The following is an 18,041-nucleotide window of genomic DNA, read 5'->3' as shown; positions in this document are numbered from 1 at the left end:
AATGAAGGCCAAGTTTTTATATTACCTTGTATTCTTCCTCTTCTCCTTTCAGTTTTGCGGAGATATAGAAAGACCTCCCTTATACACATTATTTCTAACTCCGAACCTTTCGAATAATATAGGCGTTGTAACCACAGATTTTGGAGGTGGAGGAAGGTTTAAGGTACTAAACCCAGAACTTCTAATTTCTTATCCCGGATTAACTCCAATCCATTCGGATGCAGTCGCAAGGTTTGGAAATGATCGTGTTTACGTATTGAATAGGCTCAATCGGGACAGTGTTCAGGTTTTGGATCCGAATTTCGGATTTCAAACAACTGCAGAATGGTCCATGGGAGCGGCAACAAATCCTGCAGACATCGCGATCGTAGGTCCTAATAAGGCATATGTATCACTTTACGGTTCTAGAATATTAAGGATCATTCATCCATTGACAGGAGCGAATCTAGGTCAGATCGATCTGGGAGGATATTCTGAACCGAGCCCTATTCCGGACAATTTACCTGAGATGTCCGGAATGCAAATTGTAGGAACAAGCCTATTCGTTGTTCTACAAAGATTGGATCGAAACGATGCGTCCGGTTATTTCCCACCTGGTCCCTGGGGATCCCTACTTTTGGAAATAGATACGATTACGGATACGGTTCAGTCCGTTTATACATTTCCGGTCCCGAATCCTATCGGGAAACCGCAACTTTTGGATCTTTTTGGAGAATCCCATCTGGTATTCGCAGCTGCAAACAGATTGGGTTTTTTAAGCCAGATCGATGGCGGGGTAGTAGCATTTCGACTTTCAACCCGGACTTTTCGCTCCGGTTTCCTATATTCGGAAAATGCGGCGGGGGGAGATATTTTGGGTGTGCAGATCAAGAACGAACAATTGGGTTTTGCAAGCGTATTGGATGCGAGTTTTAATAAAACATTACAAGTATTTAATCCAAGCAACGGGCAAAGACTAAACACACTTCTTTTTATTCCTTCTTCCTCGGATGCGAGTCTCTCTACGATCCTACTCGGGGACGACGAGATCCTATATGTTTCGAATACTCAGTTCTCTCAGCCCGGGGTAAGTATGTTCGATACTCGAAACGGAAATAGGCTCATGACTCCCGCCCCGGTCTCTGTGGATTTGCAACCGTATGATTTGATACAACTCAAGTAGTGTTTAGGGTCGGACCGGTTTAGAACAAATTCGAATTCTTTGGGATGAAATATTTGTAACTGTAATCTATCTTTTTGCCGTTATTTTTGTTTTCCTTTTAGAATTCCAAGGCTTGGTTCGAAACCGGATTGACAAAGTCCGAAAAAAATGGATCATCCTTCGTTGTTTTTCGGAGGGCCTATTCCTTTGAGTTCCGATATCTTCCAAATGATCGCCGCCGGTCATAAACCCCAGGTCCTATACGCGCTCCGAGAAAATCCGGGTTTGGCTTCTAAACAAAATCCGGAAGGGATTACTCCGGTCTTATTCGCTCTGTATTACGGAAAAGAAGACATCGTAAATTCTTACATTGCGCTTGGAATTCCGCTCAACCTATTCGAGGCCGCTGCCTTGGGAGAAGAGGGTAGAGTAAGAGAACTTGTGGAACCAAATCCCGGCATAGCACATTCTTATAGTTCCGATGGATGGACACCTTTACATCTCGCCTCCCATTTTGGGAGACTTTCTATCATCAAATATTTGATAGAAAAGGGAGCGGACATACACGCTCAATCAAAAAGTAAATTATCAATCGGTAATACAGCATTACATTCTGCAGTGGCTTCTTGGAGAGCGGATGCGGTTGCACTTTTATTGGAGAATGGAGCAGATCCGAATTTTACTCAGGACGGAGGATTTTCTCCCTTACATATAGCTGCTTCTCGCCAAGGAAGTGAGGAGATCGTTTCATTATTATTGCAGAAGGGAGCAAATCCGGATCTGAAAACAGAAGATGGAAAAACCGCAAGAGAGATCGCCGCAGAAAGAGGAGTCGCCTTTAGCGCTTGATCTTGAATAAGATACAGATCAGTAAAAGGATCTGTATTCCAAATAAACTCGAAAACCAAAAGGTATGTTTCTCCTGAGAGTTTTCTATTCTTTGGCTTTCCAATTCGGATCTTACATTTTTAAGTTCTTCTTTTAATCCGTTCAAACTTTCCAATAGTTCTTCTTGTTTCGGATACATGATTGAAGTAGTCGATTGTAAGGATCTAGGTCTAAATCCGTTTTTAAGTTCGGAGAGTTCCTTTTGGATATTCTCATTCAAAGGCCATTTCTCATAAGCCTTTTGGAAAAATTCCTTTGCGAGTTTTAAATTTCCTTTTTGTTTTTCTTCTCTTCCTCTTCCGATCCAAGCTTTTGTGAGAATGAACTCCGCTTTAGGATTGGAAGGGTCATGTTCTAAGACCGAATTTGCTAAAATTTCAGCCTCTTCATATTTACCAATTTCTAATAGGATCTCTCCTTCTTTCATCCAAGAATTTTCAGTTATTTCTTCGGAGATGAGATAAAAGGGTGAGATTAAAATTATAAAAAGGTTGAAGAGTAAAAATACTTTTAAGGATTTATTCTTCATCTGTCGATCCGGATCGCTTTATGAGCATATCTTCTTCTTGGCATAGGTTGTGGATGAGTAACCCAAGCTGAACCTAAAGGATTTCCAGAATCCAAGCTATACACGGTGTCTTCCGGAATATTGATGGAAGAAGCTCCTCCAAACGTGAAAATTTTTCTCATTTCATAAGACATCTGAGAAGCAGGATAATAGAGGGATGTAGGAAGACTTGGTCCTAAAGAAAAACTAGAAGATCCCAATTGATAAAACTCCGTTCTATTTGTAGGAAGAATGGATGTGGGAGGAAGAAATACATTACCTGAACCTGTCGAGCCTCCGATCACTGCAAAAAATACTCCGTCTCCAGGAAACGGATCTTTAGGAGAAGGAAGGATACAAACTCCAGCAGCGCCATGTTTGGATTCTCCTAAGCTAGGTTCTCCAAAAGAAGTAGTCGTGTTTGCAGAAGCTACAAAACCATCTGTGCTAGTATTCGCACTTCCTGTATTATAGGTCCTTCCGCCGGTATAAAAAATAACACCGTTGATCGCACAACCGGACATATCTACTCTGCTAAAAATAGTAGATGCAGAGGAAAAAGAGATCCATTGTCCGGAAACACCTATCTCAGGATAGAACTTTAGAATTGTATTAAATACTGGACCATTCGTCATATCCGTAGAATTGGATCCGGAGAGAATATAGATCTCATCTCCAATCGATCCTATCACAGCAGCTATGGATCCAGTCGGAAGAGAAGACTTCGTTTCCCAAATATTTAAATAAGGATCATATACTTCTACTTTGGAAGAAGAAACATAAACTCCTCCGACGACCTCCATTCCTCCGATCACATAGATCTTACTTTTATGATGTACGATAGAAGAAAAAATTCGAGGTGTAGGAATACTCGTAATCGAAGGATACCAAGTATCCGTAACAGGATCAAAAAGATCCACTTCTCGGATCGGCTCCCCGGTATTTCCGATCCCTCCTAAGATCCAAATCCCTCTTGTTTTAGGAGGATCGTTAGAGATCCAGGTGCGGAACTCCAACATTTTTCCTTCTTCGAGTTTTTGGGAGCCGCAGGTCAAGATCACTCTATAGGATGTGTCTGCTTTTAGATGATCCCATTCTAAAAAATGAGTTTTAGAAGAATTTAAACTAGGGAGTATACCTGTTTCCGTATACAAAGATCCTTTTGAAGGCAGAGAACAATTCCAAGATAGAATTGCAGAATTCGGACCTAATTTTACTACAAAAGCGAATTCTGCTTTGGAGGATTCTTCTCCCAAAATGTTAGAAAGGCCGGTATCTCCACAATTTATGATCGTTAGGAAGAATATTATAAAAATAAGATGTATTCTTTTCATATTGCAAACCCCCAGGAAAATTTGACCCCGGATCTGCATAGACTGGATTCTCCATCCAAACTACATTGAGAACGGACTCCCAGACGGATCTCAGATCTTGTATTTGTCTTCCAAGACCAGCCGAATTCTAAAATTAGATCCGGAGTAAGTGCGGAAGTTTTTTCGTCTTCATAGGTTCTTGTGATGCTACTCGCACCCGCTCCAAGGATCCAATACGGAGAAGAAGAATTTCCATAATTTCTTCCCAGATAGAAAGATTGGCTCCATAAACTGATGTTTCCATGATTTCCTTTACCTCCTGAAAGTTCTGAAGAAAAACCATAGAACCAAAGTTTAGAATCCGTATCTTTTTCTACAAAACCTCCTCCTCCATAAGTGATCGGAAAAGAATGGCTCCATGCTCCCCAAGAGTATGAGCCTATACCGTAAATCCCGATCCTCCAATTTGAGGAAGAGCCTGATATAAATAGATATTGTTCTGGGATCTGAGGAGGTTCAGAAAAAGTTTCTTCAAAATTCTGAGATAGGATCTTATTTTTTTCTATTTCTGCAAAACCTAGTTCTGTTTTCAGAACCAGTTTGTTTTCTTTTTTCTCGATCAGGATCCCTTTTAACACGGTCCCGTCCGTTAGCTTCCATTCAGAATACCGATAAGAAGAATCCGCTCCTTTTTTACGGGGATCAAGTCTTTGTATTTCAGATCTGGGGATCTTATACTTCTTCTCTTTCCATTGAACGATTATATGGGACGGTTCTTCCGTGATTACTTCTGAAATAAATGCATCCCCGTTCTTGAGCAAAATTTCGAAAGAGAGTAGAGGGATAGGAAGAAGTAAGATCCAGAAAATCGAGACTACAGTTGTTTTAGGCATAGAGAAATTTCATTTTTCGGTTTCGATCCTGACTATGGTCTGTCCAAAACCTTGTATATGCAAGGGTTGTGACTTGTTTGGCTAAAAAGAAAGAAAATTATTCAGAGTTTGAATAAAATATCCCAAATTAGTATATTCTAAAAATTGTATGTCTTTGATTTTATTTATTAAACTTTGTGAAATGGACGATTTGAAGCGGAATCTGGATTCCATTTTCAGTTCTAACGATATTTGTACATTCTGATCTTGAAAATACAAAATCAAAATGAAAAACTTATGTTAAATAATATCCCAAAATAGGATATTTATGTTTGACATGGGGATTTTTGAGAGCGTTAGTGCTCTTACATATAGAAATCGCCTCAGGTGAATCGCTCACAGCTCGGCTAATTCCTGTTTCTGAACTCAATTCGGAAATTTAACCAAAGGATTTGGCAGGCTAATGTTTAGGACCGGAAAATATTATGTAATTCTTATTCTTTTCAGCGTTTTCACTCTGATCGCCTGGAATCCGTTACGACCCGTTTATTCTTTCTTTGCTAGTTTCTTTGGAATTGGAACAGAGATCCCTTTGCCTTTCCCGGATATTTCTGTAAATCCTTCCGGTAAGGCTGGATTTTCACTTTCGATCCAAGTCCCTCCTGGAGCAGGCGATCTTGTTCCAGGGATTGGAATTCAATATTCAGGTGGATATTCCGGAATTTTAGGAAAAGGTTGGGGGCTTGCAGGCTTTCCTCAGATTTCAAAAAATCCTAATTTAGGAGTTCATTTCGGTACAACTGATGGTTATGGCTCCAGTCAGTTTGGAGAAATGATTTCCGACTCCAACGGAAATTACAAATTTAAGTTCGAAAGTTTTTCTAAGATCCAATTTAATTCCAATGTATGGTCGATCCGTGATAAGAACGGGATCGTATACGAGTACGGTAAAAATTTTAGCTCCGGTGCAAATTCCAGATTAGATTCAGACGGGAATCCGATCTCATTTTATTTAGATCGTGTCAGAGATAGAGTCGGGAACGGTTATGATATAGAATACGATCATGAAACGTTAACTTCTCCGGAACCATTGCCTAAAGAGATACGTTATGCAAGAGGAAATGCTCGGATCGTATTTATCTATAAAGATCGTTCGATAGGATTTGGGGAGAAAATATTCTCACTAACTTCTTCTCTTTCTCGCAAAAAACTTTTAGAAAGTGTGGAAGTTTATGCAAAAGACTCTTCCGGTTCTGAAAATCTGGTCGAGAATTATGAATTCGAATATGAACCTGTCGACGGAGATTTTTTACTTACCTCATTTCATAGAAAGAATTATAAGCCACTCGTCTTCTCTTATACAAAACGTACGAATCAAGTTCAATACGTTCAATCTAATGGAAAAACATTCCAAAATTCTTATAGAGCTTCCGATCCGAGTGTAAAAGCCGCCTGCGATAATACTGCTGCGATCTGCGCTTGTACTGCTGATTGGGGCTGTATTGTTGCGAGCCATTATCTTGCTCCTAGTCTTTGTAAGGCTGGGATAGAAAATTATCAGGATATTTGTACGAACGGAGTGGAGATGAGTTTTTCAACTCCTGCAGATTTGGACGGAGATGGCAGTCCTGAAATGGTTCGGATCCTAGGTGGAATGGACCAACAGAGATTTTCTGTAGCTAAGTTAAATACTTGGGACACGAATTCTGCCGATCCGATCTCTGTAAACGGACTATCCAAAGGAAATCCGATCGGAGTAACTACTCAAGGAAAGATCCTTCCCGGAGATTTTAATGGGGATGGGAAAACAGACTTTCTAGTTTTGAAATACGAAGGCGCGAAAGCAGTCGTCTATTACGGTCCGGATCTGGAATCGGAAGAATATTCCAATGTGATCGCAGAAAATTTAGATCAAACGAAACAATTCCATTTTTTAGCGGATGTGAACGGAGACGGAAAGACGGATCTTTTGCAGGCAAAAACTTCTACAAAAATACAAATCTTTCTTTCTACAGGTTCCGGATTCCAAAAATCACAACTTCTAAATATTACAAATCCTGGAAATACATTCCAAGGATTTGTGGACATGGATCGGAACGGTATCCCGGATCTTTTAAGGATCAATACGACTGATGATCCTAGACTCATCCTTACATTTTATGAATATAAGAACGGGAATTTAGTAGAGTTGGAAGAGACCGAGATCTCTAGATCCAGTTTTGGAAATAATGGAGACCAATTCATATCGGATATCAATGGAGATGGTTATCCCGATTTTGCTTTTTATGCTGAATCAGGAAACCAGGGAATGATCCATTATTATCCTTTTGATGGTAGAAAGTTCAGAACAAACGGTGCAAGTCCATTCCAATCCGTTCAAGTAAATGGAGCGAATGCGAGTAAGGCAAAACAATCTTCTTCCGGAAGTTCTTCTCCCTATATGGAAATCGATCTAAGTGGAGACGGGATCAAGGATAAGGTCAGTTATGATCCTTCAGATACTTCCAATTCTTTCTTCACAATTGAGATCTATAATCCGGCACAATCCACCTATCTACCTGGATTTAAATTATACTGGGACCAAGATTTAACTAGGGACCTAAACGGGGATGGAATGCCGGATATTCTAAGGGCAAATACGATCGCAGTTGAAGAGCCGGATAATGAAGACGAAGATCAATTTCCTCAGGTGACCATCACTCGAAATTTTTCAGTTACCATTACGAACATTACATATTATGAAATTCCTATAGATCTGGATAATTATCTTCCGAGCACAAGTTCGAGTGGGACAGCCACGGATAATTCTTATTTTAATTGGAGAAATAGAAAGGAACTCGTGGATCTGAACGGAGATGGAAAGGCTGATTTTTTACGTTACGATCCTTCTAATTCTAAACTGATCTTATCTTATGCGAAAGTGGACTCGAACGGGAATATTACTTATTCTTTAGATGGAGATGAGTCTTTAACTACGGGGGGATATTTGATCCCATTAGATATTAATGGGGACGGAAAGCCTGAACTTCTTGGAATGAACGGTGAAAAGAAGGCGATGCGTTATCCTGTGCCTAGTTCTATTCCGTTTGTAAATACATACGCGTATCGACAATTTCCATACGAATCGAATCTAGAATTACATTTATTAAGATTTAAGTCGGAGCTTCCTTCCGGATTGATTACGGAGATCAAGAACGGTTCTTATGTTTCGAGTGGAGATGCAAGTGTTCAGGTAGAATACTCTCTTTCCAAGGATCATCCGAGCGCAAACGGACTTTCTTCTTATGATCCTACAAAGCCGGAAATTTTTCCTGTATTAATCCCAGATTTCCTGGCAGTAAAACTTACTCAAAAAGCTGGGAATACGATCTTGGGAGAGAATACGTACCAGTATTTTAATTCTAGATTTTATAGAGGAGGATTCAGAAATTCTGGTTATTTAGGATTCGAAAAGATCATTCAAAGAGAAACTTTTACGGATTCTGTTTCAGAAACAAGGTATGATCTTCCATTTTTAGAAGCTGCAGGAGTTCCTACATCCCAAACGAAATATGTGAATGGGATCAAGATCTCAGAAACATATAAAACTTTCGTAAAATCACTTTCCATGAATGGAGGGATCCTTGTTCAAGAAGGGGATTCGTTAGATAATCTATATCAAAGAGGGGAATTATCCCAGTCTTCTACAGTTTCCAAAACGTACGATCCCTATGGAAATACTCTTACAAAGAATACAAGTATTAACGGAATTATCGCTACAGAAAAGATCTCCTATATAAACGACTGGAACGAAGGAATTCTAGGAAAACCTACAACGATCCAGGTGCTGAAGAATGGAGAACTAATCTCCAATAAGAAATTAGAATATTCCAATTCTCAAATTATTTCAGTAAACGAAGAGTTAAGTCCAGGTGTATGGAAGACTGAGTCCATTCTTTCCTATGACACGTTCGGAAATCCTACCCAGGTAAAAGAGTCTAACGGGAATTTGATCTCCATCGAATACGATCCGATCGTAAATAAATTCCCGATCAAAATGACGAATTCTCTAGGGCAAACAACTTACAAGGCCTATGATTTTTCAAATGGATTGGAATTGTCCACCACCGATGAAAACGGAGGAATTTCTAGAACGGAATACGATTCACAGGGAAGGGCAGTCAAAAGTTATCTGTCAGGAGAGGTCGATTGGTCTGAAAAAATCGAATATGAAAATGTAGGCGATCTAGAGAATCAGCTTGTCCGAAAAATCTTTCGTCGAAGTAATGGTGAGACTTGGCAGGAAGATTTGAGTAATAATATTACTAAGATCTCAAAAAGAAGAAGCAGCCTGGTTAACGGGTATGTTTTGGTAGAAGAAACCCACCAGAATATAAAGGGCCAAACGGTCCGTAAGATCGACCCATATTTAGAAGGTTCTAATCCATTTTCTTGGACTGATTTTACTTACGATCCGGAAGGAAGGCAGACCCGTAGCGAGAAAAATGACGGGACTGTTATCGAGTCCAGTATCGATGGACTGATTTCAAAAACAAGGGAACTTCTCAATGGAAATCTAATAAAGGAAATTATTGAGGAGAAGAATGATCTAGGCCAGGTAGTCGCAGTCACCCAGCAAGGAAAAACGATCCGCTATACCTATGATACTGCAGGTAAGATCTCTGAGATCAGAAATCCGGAAAACGGAACTACCTATATTGAAACGGATTTTGCAGGTAGAAAGAAGAGGGTAGTTCATCCGGATTCTGGAGAGATCCAATACGAGTATGATCCGAACTCAGGAAAATTAACGAAACAAATCTACCAGAACGGAACATCAGTCAGATATTCCTACGATTCTTTAGGAAGAGTAACTCAAGTCAAAGGAGAATCCCCGAGCACAGGAGCAGTTTATTACACATATGAATATGATGATCCTGAAAAAGAGAACGGGGTCGGAAGACTTACCAAAGTTACGGATCAATTGGGGACAACTGAATTTGATTATGATCTACGAGGGAACCAAACCAGGATCCGTAAAAAGTTAACGGAAGAAGATCTCCAATTCATTATAGAAAAGAAATACAATCTTCAAAACCAGATAGAAGAGATCGTTTATCCGGATGGAAGTATTGCAAAAAATTTATATTCTCCAGCGGGGTTTCTTTCTGCGATTACATTAACTCCCGCCGATGGAAGCGGTTCGGATTTTCCGATCGTTCAATACAATGGTCCCCTCTTAGAGGATGGAGAGATCAAGATCCAAAGAGTATTGGGGAACGGGGTCAGGACGGATGTATATTATGATCTTATCAAGAAAAGACCGACTCGTTTCGTATCCGTAAAAGATTCGGAAGTTTATCAAAGTATAGAATATGATTACGATCAATTCGGGAATTATCTCTCGATCGCAGATAAGAAAAACCCTACAAGAACTCAAAATTTCGCTTACGATTCTATTAATCGATTAGTATCCGCTTCCGGAGTATATGGAACGGAAGAATATAAATATTCCGATTCGGGTAAACTTCTCCAAAAAGGAAATCAGAATTATTCTTACGAAAATCCTTCTCATAAGAATGCAGTCACTCGAGTTCAGGGACAAAATTTATCTTACGAATATTCTTATGATGGATCCGGGAATATCATATCTCGTAACGGAGAAGAGTTTGTATACGATCCATTCCAGAAATTAAAAGAGATCCACACGGAAGATCAGGAGACGATCCGGTTCGATTATGATTTCTCCGGAACTAGAATTAGAAAAACTAAATCCAGCGATTCCAGTAAGACCATCAGTTTAGGAGGTTTGTATGAGATCGTACTATCTTCCGGAAAATCTCCACAACATACATTATATTTTAGAGGAAACTCTGGAGATTTAGTAGCTCAATGGACCCGAACGGATGCAGTGTTAGCAGATTATATTCCTGGAGTTTCCTCCTCGAAAGATGGAATGCAACTGGCTTGGAATACTCTTTCTTGGACTGTTAAGGACGATCTGATCCGAGGGGCGAAATATTTCTTCTTAGCTCCCGGAGTGAATTTAGGATTTTTGTATATAACGATTTTCTTAGGTTTAGGATTCGGACTATTATCTTATTCGGAAGGACTTTGGAGAAGCGTTCTAAAATTCACTACTCCGATCCTGATCATTTCCTTTTCAAATTGTTCCATATTAGTGCCTGGTGGAAATGGAAATCCACCTTGGTTACTTCCTCCTCAAATCGATCCAAATACTCCTACAGTAGATTCGCCTTATGAACCTGGAGGTCCGGGATCCGGAGCGGGACTTCCTGTAGGAGGATTTTTATTCCTACATCCGGACCATCTTGGATCTATCACGATGGCGACAGATGGAAATGGAAACCGGATCGCGGGTGGAGAACAGGGAGGAGCTTCACATATTTCTTATAAACCGTATGGAGAGATCCAAAGAACAGACTCTTCCGGACCGGATATATTCCGTTATAAATACAACGGGCAAGAAGAAGATAAGGAAACAGGACTCTATTATTTCAAAGCAAGATACTACGATCCAGTCGTAGGAAGATTTTTGCAGGCAGATTCTGTTATGGATTCGAGCCGACCTATGGGGATGGACTTGTACATGTATACGGAAGGAAATCCGGTCCGCTATACAGATCCAAGTGGGAATAGCATCTTAAGTAGCTTTTTAGAACAAAATGGCTTAGGATTCTTAAATTTTAGCATTTCGTTAAGTACATTCTTTAGCAACGCATTCTATATAAGTTCTCAACGATGGAGTGATGCAGGCCCAGGAATAGCAGCGGCGGTAGCGTTTCCTGTATTTGCTGCAAGCGCTGCTTTAGGATTGTCTGCAGCAGCAGGCATAGGAGGAGCTACAGGTCTTGGGCTTGCAGTTGGGGCAGCAATGGCCGCATCGGCCTCAGTATCTGTCGGAGTAATTAACTTAATTGCACTTGGGCTTTCGGCAACTTCTCTCGCCGGAATGGGAGCCTCAACTGTTTTAGGAACTGCAGCCTTTGGAATTGCTGCAGCTGGAGCAGCGGTCGGAGCTGTAGGTATATGTGCAGTTTCCTTGGCTGCAACGATCTCGACAGTAGCAGCGGCGACTGGTATTGGAGCGGCTTTACTATCTAGTCTGATTGCTTCTTCTACCTTTATTGTATCTGTGGCAACTGCTGTTGCAGCACTTGCGATCGCAGCCGTACTATTTGTCGGGGCTTTGATCATAGCGATGACTGCCTTTCTGATCGTGTTAACGATGATCCCGATTTTACTTGCGACATCACTTGGTGTAGCGGTAGGAGTCGGAGGATTTGTTCTCTCTCCACTGACCCTCCAAGCTTATATTGCGGGCGGATATTCTAAATCAAGTTTTAATAATATTCAATGGAATGAAAAAGATGCGAGGTCTTCTGCTTGTTACGCAGTAGCCGGGCAGATCGGTGCTGTGGGTGCATATATCGGATTCTACGGTTTGCCTTCTATCGGAATCCCATCCATATCTCAACTGCTCAGTGAAGACGCGTTGTATTGGATTGGGATGGCAGGAACTACAAAGAGTGCTTTAACGGGAGATTGGCGAAGTATTGTCCTCGATACTGTATCATATTATACCGGCATTAAATATCTAAGCACGATCTATACAGCTGGAAGAACAACTCGAGAAACTTGCGGGGGTACTTTGTAAGATGCGCAGCTTACTTACTAATCAGAAGCGCGTTTCTCTTGGATGCCTTTTGATTTATACTTTTTTGAATAGTTTATCCTGTGGTCCGATAGGCCCCAATTACAATTACTGGGATATAGAAAGTTTTGATAGTACTTATATGAGATTCAACTTTCCAGATTTAGGACCTGAGTCTCGATATTTCCCGCCAGGCATTTTTGTAACCGAGAGAGACAAGAAAACTTATTATCTCACGGCATTTTTAGAAAATGATTGGTTACCAAATCGAAACCTATTGCCCGACGCATGGTATTGGAAAAAATTTTATTCAAATTGGGACGATTTGCCGCCAATTATTCAATCCAGTCCTAAGTTTAATTTTATTAGCGGGTGTGAATATTACGTACCCGCTCCTGTCGGAAAATTCTATTACTCTTTGTTTAGCTTTAATCGAAATCATGCAAATGTAGGTGGGGGTAGAATAAGCAAGGCTATTGACCTTCAGCCCGGGCAATCCGTTCGGATTCACTTTCGAATTCCCGAAAGCATAGGGGAGGGTAAGGTCGATCTTAAGAAATATATCGGATACCAGGATGGTGATCAAATCTTATTTTCTATAGAGCCAACTCCTTTGCACATGGATAAGCCTGGATGCGAATTTGTAAAATAGATATTACATCAAGAAATTTGAATAATTTAAACAAAGGAAATAAAATGAAACAACTTTATATAATTCTACTATTGATATCCTCTATTGGGAATTGTATCGCAGTAGATACCTTAGGACTGACTGACACATACAAAGGTGACGTAGCTAAGAAAAAACTTTTAGATGCTGCAAGAACCGCCGACTTCGTAATGGCCACCGCTGCTTTTACAGAACAAGGTTTTACAAGTCCCAAGTTGGAACAATATATAATTGCAGACGTAATTATTGCCTCCTTAATAGATGAAGGTGTCTTTGGCATTGATGAATCTAAATATTATAAAAAGAAAGATGTAGATGATTGCGCACAAGTGATCCAATTCGGCGGTTTGATCATTGGAGATGATTCATTCACTACATTTGCAAGCAATCGAACTTGCCGCTTAAGCCCGAATGAGCAGCTCATTGATAAGAATATAGGCAAAAGTTCGAATAGGTGATAATTGGAAATTTTTGAAAAAATGAAGTGTCGTGTGTCTTTGTTTTCAGTGATTTGAGTATAATCTCATTAGAAATGGAGAATTCCAGATGAATAACGCTTCATTTATATTGACGATCCGGATTTTTGTAATAGGGATCTTGCTTTTTATTTCTAACGACTGCACAGTTTCAGTTGTTCGAAGGCCTGAAAATTTCGTAGCCGATAAAGAACAATATCCTCATGAGGTGGCGATTTTAATTCCGAAAGCCGTAAGAGAATACAATTACCCTACTAATATGACAACAGCCTTCAATATTGGAGAGGCCCTGGAGCAATCGATGAAACTTAGAGCAAAAACTCAATTCGAAAACGCTGTCATTATAGATTCTCTTTTTCAAAAACATCCAGATATTAAAACTATAGCAGTTAAGATCAATGACGTTCAATATGAATTTCATCCTGATAAGGCAACAGGACTTTTAAGTTATACTATATTTCAAATATTCTTGACTCTGGAATTCTATGAAGGTCAAACTTTAGTAAAAACAGTGAAAGTGGATTCTGGAAGAGTTGAGAAAGGGGTTCCTTTTTTCTTAATTCCGGAATACGCAGCTGCAGAATCAATTTCCAATGGAATAACTTTAACAGTAGATAAGGGATTTGAAAAATTACTATCCGATCAGTCTGTGCAAAGGTTGATTAATCCAGATTTAAATCCATCCACTTACAATTCTATGCTTTGATCGTTTTGTTCCCTAACAACTCATGATCTTCCTGCATAACAGTCGAAACATTCATGATCCCACCTTGAAAAAGAAGCCCTAAGTAGTCGGATAATTTTCTAAGATCAAAATCTGAAGATTGAGCGAGTAAAACCATTGCTTCGAAACCTGCAGCAACCATCATCACGGAAGTAATATGGATCGGATGAGCGGGAAAACCACCTGCTTTTACCATTCTATCTAAGTCTCGGTCCAATTCTTCCAAGATATGGGTCATAGATCCGCCTTGGAATAAATATCCACGGATGATGTCCCTGTTCCTTGCGATCAGATCCAGATGGATCCGGTCTTGCATCATGACTTGAAAAACAGTAAAATACGCATCGCTTAAAAAAGCCAAAGGAGTATCAGCTTTCGCTCTGGCGTCTCTGATACCTGTCCGGATCCCTTCCGCCAATTCATCAGCGATATCCTGCATTACGGATTCTTTATCTTTATAATAATTATAGAATGTACCTTGTGCGAGACCGCTTTCACGAATAATTTCTCTAGTAGAGCAGGCTTCGAAGCCTACAGTTGCGAAAACTCTACTGGCAGCTGCTAAAATTGCATTTCTGTTCCTTGTTTTATTGTCCTGTCTTCTGGACCCGGAAGATTCGAATTTCATTTGGAGTATTGAACTGCCTTAAGCGAATTTATTTTTTTTAATATAGTTTTTGCAGCATAGTATCCGCACATTCCGTGAACTCCCCCTCCCGGAGGTGTGGAAGCGGAACAAAGGAAAATATGAGGATTTGGAGTAGTATAAGGATTTATTTTTGCGATCGGTCTTAAAAATGCCTGAGGAAGATCTGCAGCTCCTCCAGTGATCGCTCCTCCGATATAATTTAAATTATACTTATAAAAATCGGAGGTATTCATGGAATGTTTTGCTAAGATCCGGTCTTTAAAACCCGGAGCGAATCTTTCGATCTGGTTTTCCAAAATTTCAGTTAAATCTTTGGTGGATCTGGAGGGAACATGGCAATACGCATAGCCTGTATGTTTTCCTTTCGGAGCTCTTGTTGGATCAAATTGGCTTTGTTGGACCACCAACATATAAGGTTTGTCAGAATGTTTACCTTTCCAAACATCCGATTCCGATCTTGAGATCTCTGCAAGAGTTCCTCCCACATGAACTGTAGAAGCTTCTAAACAACGAGGATCTTTCCAAGGGATAGGGCCATCCAATGCCCAATCCATTTTGAATACACCAGGACCGTAATTATAGGAAGAAATCCTGTTAATATAAGAAGAAGATAATGTATTTCCTGCGACCGAACCTAATTGATCCGGGCTTGTATCGAATACGATCGCTCTAACTTTAGGTAATTGAGATAAGTTCGATACTTTATAATTTGTTTTTATTTTCACTCCGAGTGTTTTTAAATAAGATTCCATTGATTTTGCGATCATCTGGGATCCGCCTTTTACCACTGGCCAGGATCTTACATGCCCTGTGAGAGAGAATAAAAGTCCAAGTGCTCCGCTTAATAATTTTTCCAAAGGAAAGATAGAATGTCCTGCACAACCCGCGAATAATGCTTTTGCTCTTTCTTCCTTAAAATAGGAGTTTGCGATCGATTTTGCGGGTCTTAAACCGAGTAGTCCGAATCTCGCTAAAAGGAAAGGGTGATCCGGGATCCCAAGAGGAGCTAACGCGTCTTTTAGCAATCCTTCCGGATTTTTTAGAAAAGGGGAGAGTAGTTTTATATAAGACTTTTTATCTTTCCCTAAATTTTCTGCAGTTTCTTCCAAAGAGAGTTTGAGCAAAACAGCCGCTTCTCCATCTAATGGATGGGCAACGGAAGCTTCCGGTTCTATCCATTCCAATCCATGTTCTTTTAATGGAAGTGTTTTTAAATAAGGAGATAAAATTCCCATAGGATGGGCGGCAGAACAAACATCATGCAGAAAACCCGGAAGAGTTAATTCCTTTGTTCTTAAGCCGCCTCCTATAGTATCCGAGGCTTCTAATACGATCACCGAGAGTCCGGAATTTGCCAGAACGGAGGCTGCTGCGAGTCCGTTCGGCCCGGATCCTATGATACAAACATCATATTCTTCGGAATCAAATCCCATTATTTAGTCGGCCAAGGTTGGAGTTCCTTCAGATCGTCCACTTTTATATGTCCGTCTTCAATGAGTCCTTTTTCAGCGTCATGAATTCTATAATGGATCGTTTCTTTTCCTAAAGGTTGTCCTTCTACGAAGATACAACGTAATTCTTCGTCCTTAAACCCACATTGAGCTTGAACGGATCTGAGTAGTTGTTCGCTATGAAGATGTCCTTCTCCGAAGTTCCATCCTACGATCATTCCTGCGATCAATTCACCTTCTACCCATTCGTAGTTCTCGAAGTTCTTAACAGCCTTTGGAACGATCTTCTGGAATGCTTTTCCATGTAAGTGCATAAGTCTGAATGCCATTACCTTACTTACAAGACCTACGGAAACTTTTCTTTCGTAGAACATATCCAACTGATCGTATAACCAACCGGAAGTTTTAGTAAGTTTCTGTAGTTTTTTATAACTGTCGTCCTTGAACATCCATACGCTTACCGCCCAGTTCCCTGCGTAATAACGCATTGCGAAAAGGAAAGATACCCAATCCGGTCTGATATTCCCGATGATCGGAAGAGCGAATGAGAACACGAACAAGAAAGCCGCAACAGGAATTGATTCCAGTTCGAAAGGAGTGATATGAGAGTGAGCTCCAAACAAGAAGAAAGCAGAGTAGACCACTAAGAAATTCCATTCTATCGGAACTCCCATTGGGAAGTTACTAGTGATATAAGAATGTAGGAATACCATCATTCCGAGTCCCAAATACAAAATGGTTTGGGAACCAGTCATGATCGCAGTGAATAGAACGATAGGAGTTCCAAGTTCCAAAACGATCCCCATATTCGCCTTCGCAACTGCTGTATTAGAAGGACGTAAATCATCCGGATAATTCTTATACATCGCTTTGCGGAACCATGCGAACGGAGTGAAAGGACTATTACTCGCCATCACACAGACTACACTTGGGAAATGTGAATTTAATTTGGAGAATCCAGCAAACAACCAGATAGAAAGTTGAACGATCATCGCACCTGCGATCCAATTCTCGGCGAAAGCGAATACAACTAAGGTAACCCAATAATGTTCGGCCCTTGCCGCGAGAAAAACAGTTTTATCTAATATACCTGCAATGACTAAAGTTACTATGATCGGAAAAAACTGATCAAAACCGGGAGAAGGATGAATTAAAGCTAAAACACTGAAAGTCACAACAGCGGCATAGGAAACGACTTCCAATAGACCTCTTGTCTTTCCTCCTATGATAGGAGCTCCTTCAAACAAAGGCATCTTGGTAGTTTTAGGTCTTAAAAAATATAAGAAACCACCGATCGGAGGAAAGTATCTACCTGTTAAAGGGCCACTTCCGCAACCAAGACCTAATACTTCGAAAAGTAAACTCCACAAGATCGCCTTTTGAAAAGCGACAGGTACGAACCACCAAGAGATCGAATCCCAGGTCCCAAGCCCCGGAGTAAAAGAGCAGAAGTAGATCCAACCTGCGATATATAACCCGATCTTTAAAACATAAACGATATATGCTCCGAGAGGGGAGCCGTAACCTTGCACTGCCCAAGCTTGGCAGGACAAACGAGCCCTTTCTGCGAACGACATCTTCGCCCAGGCTAGGGCGTCATAGGGGGGAGCTTTCGGTAGGAACATCTTTCTCTCCAAATTTCTCTGTTTCGAAGCT

At 40.4% G+C, this 18,041-nt stretch carries 12 protein-coding genes; 6 read left to right on the top strand and 6 right to left on the bottom strand.

Annotated elements, in window-relative coordinates:
- Position 1: 1 nt before the first annotated feature.
- Both EHQ64_RS01995 and EHQ64_RS01990 read left to right on the top strand, forming a co-directional pair.
- Positions 2-1,162, top strand: coding sequence for a YncE family protein (locus EHQ64_RS01995; protein ID WP_135647836.1), 1,161 nt, complete (start codon positions 2-4; stop codon positions 1,160-1,162).
- A 147-nt stretch (positions 1,163-1,309) separates the two neighbouring features.
- The gene (locus EHQ64_RS01990) at positions 1,310-1,990 is read left to right on the top strand and encodes an ankyrin repeat domain-containing protein (protein ID WP_135647835.1); all 681 of its coding nucleotides are present in this window, start codon (positions 1,310-1,312) and stop codon (positions 1,988-1,990) included.
- Here the strand turns inward: EHQ64_RS01990 and EHQ64_RS01985 are convergent.
- The 3 genes from EHQ64_RS01985 to EHQ64_RS01975 are packed head-to-tail and all read right to left on the bottom strand — an operon-like array spanning position 1,980 to position 4,782.
- A complete protein-coding gene (locus tag EHQ64_RS01985) occupies positions 1,980-2,558 on the bottom strand; it encodes a tetratricopeptide repeat protein (protein ID WP_135647834.1) in 579 nt (192 codons plus the stop codon). The two genes, EHQ64_RS01990 and EHQ64_RS01985, sit on opposite strands and share 11 nt — an antisense overlap.
- A complete protein-coding gene (locus EHQ64_RS01980) occupies positions 2,555-3,910 on the bottom strand; it encodes a Kelch repeat-containing protein (RefSeq protein WP_135647833.1) in 1,356 nt (451 codons plus the stop codon). Before EHQ64_RS01980 ends, EHQ64_RS01985 begins: the two co-directional genes overlap by 4 nt.
- Positions 3,907-4,782, bottom strand: coding sequence for an LA_3334 family protein (locus EHQ64_RS01975; protein WP_135647832.1), 876 nt, complete (start codon positions 4,780-4,782; stop codon positions 3,907-3,909). The genes EHQ64_RS01980 and EHQ64_RS01975 overlap by 4 nt, the downstream gene beginning before the upstream one ends.
- Before the next feature lie 442 nt (positions 4,783-5,224).
- Between EHQ64_RS01975 and EHQ64_RS01970 the strand changes: the two genes are divergently transcribed.
- The 4 genes from EHQ64_RS01970 (at position 5,225) to EHQ64_RS01955 (ending at position 14,267) form a co-directional block, all read left to right on the top strand.
- Positions 5,225-12,418 carry an RHS repeat-associated core domain-containing protein gene (locus EHQ64_RS01970; RefSeq protein ID WP_135647831.1) on the top strand — a complete coding sequence of 2,398 codons (7,194 nt, stop codon included), beginning with the start codon at positions 5,225-5,227 and terminating at the stop codon, positions 12,416-12,418.
- Position 12,419: 1 nt separating this feature from the next.
- Positions 12,420-13,067 (top strand): hypothetical protein, encoded by a 648-nt coding sequence (locus EHQ64_RS01965; RefSeq protein ID WP_135647830.1) that lies wholly within the window; start codon positions 12,420-12,422, stop codon positions 13,065-13,067.
- 44 nt (positions 13,068-13,111) lie between these two features.
- A complete protein-coding gene (locus tag EHQ64_RS01960) occupies positions 13,112-13,543 on the top strand; it encodes a TIGR04452 family lipoprotein (protein ID WP_135647829.1) in 432 nt (143 codons plus the stop codon).
- Between the two features lie 88 nt (positions 13,544-13,631).
- Positions 13,632-14,267, top strand: a complete 636-nt coding sequence (locus EHQ64_RS01955) for a hypothetical protein (RefSeq protein WP_210410798.1) — start codon at positions 13,632-13,634, stop codon at positions 14,265-14,267.
- Here the strand turns inward: EHQ64_RS01955 and EHQ64_RS01950 are convergent.
- The 3 genes from EHQ64_RS01950 to EHQ64_RS01940 are packed head-to-tail and all read right to left on the bottom strand — an operon-like array spanning position 14,257 to position 18,010.
- Positions 14,257-14,913: a TetR/AcrR family transcriptional regulator gene (locus EHQ64_RS01950; protein ID WP_135647827.1), complete on the bottom strand. Its 657-nt coding sequence runs from the start codon at positions 14,911-14,913 to the stop codon at positions 14,257-14,259. The two genes, EHQ64_RS01955 and EHQ64_RS01950, sit on opposite strands and share 11 nt — an antisense overlap.
- Positions 14,910-16,367, bottom strand: coding sequence for a phytoene desaturase family protein (locus tag EHQ64_RS01945; protein WP_135647826.1), 1,458 nt, complete (start codon positions 16,365-16,367; stop codon positions 14,910-14,912). The genes EHQ64_RS01950 and EHQ64_RS01945 overlap by 4 nt, the downstream gene beginning before the upstream one ends.
- Entirely contained in the window at positions 16,367-18,010 is a 1,644-nt protein-coding gene (locus EHQ64_RS01940; protein ID WP_135647825.1) for a DUF3556 domain-containing protein, read from the bottom strand. Before EHQ64_RS01940 ends, EHQ64_RS01945 begins: the two co-directional genes overlap by 1 nt.
- Positions 18,011-18,041 lie beyond the last annotated feature (31 nt).

Origin of the sequence: Leptospira sarikeiensis (assembly GCF_004769615.1) — a bacterium.
Taxonomy (GTDB): domain Bacteria; phylum Spirochaetota; class Leptospiria; order Leptospirales; family Leptospiraceae; genus Leptospira_B; species Leptospira_B sarikeiensis.
Note: the sequence above shows the minus strand (reverse complement) of the source record. Positions and strands in the feature narration are given on the sequence as shown.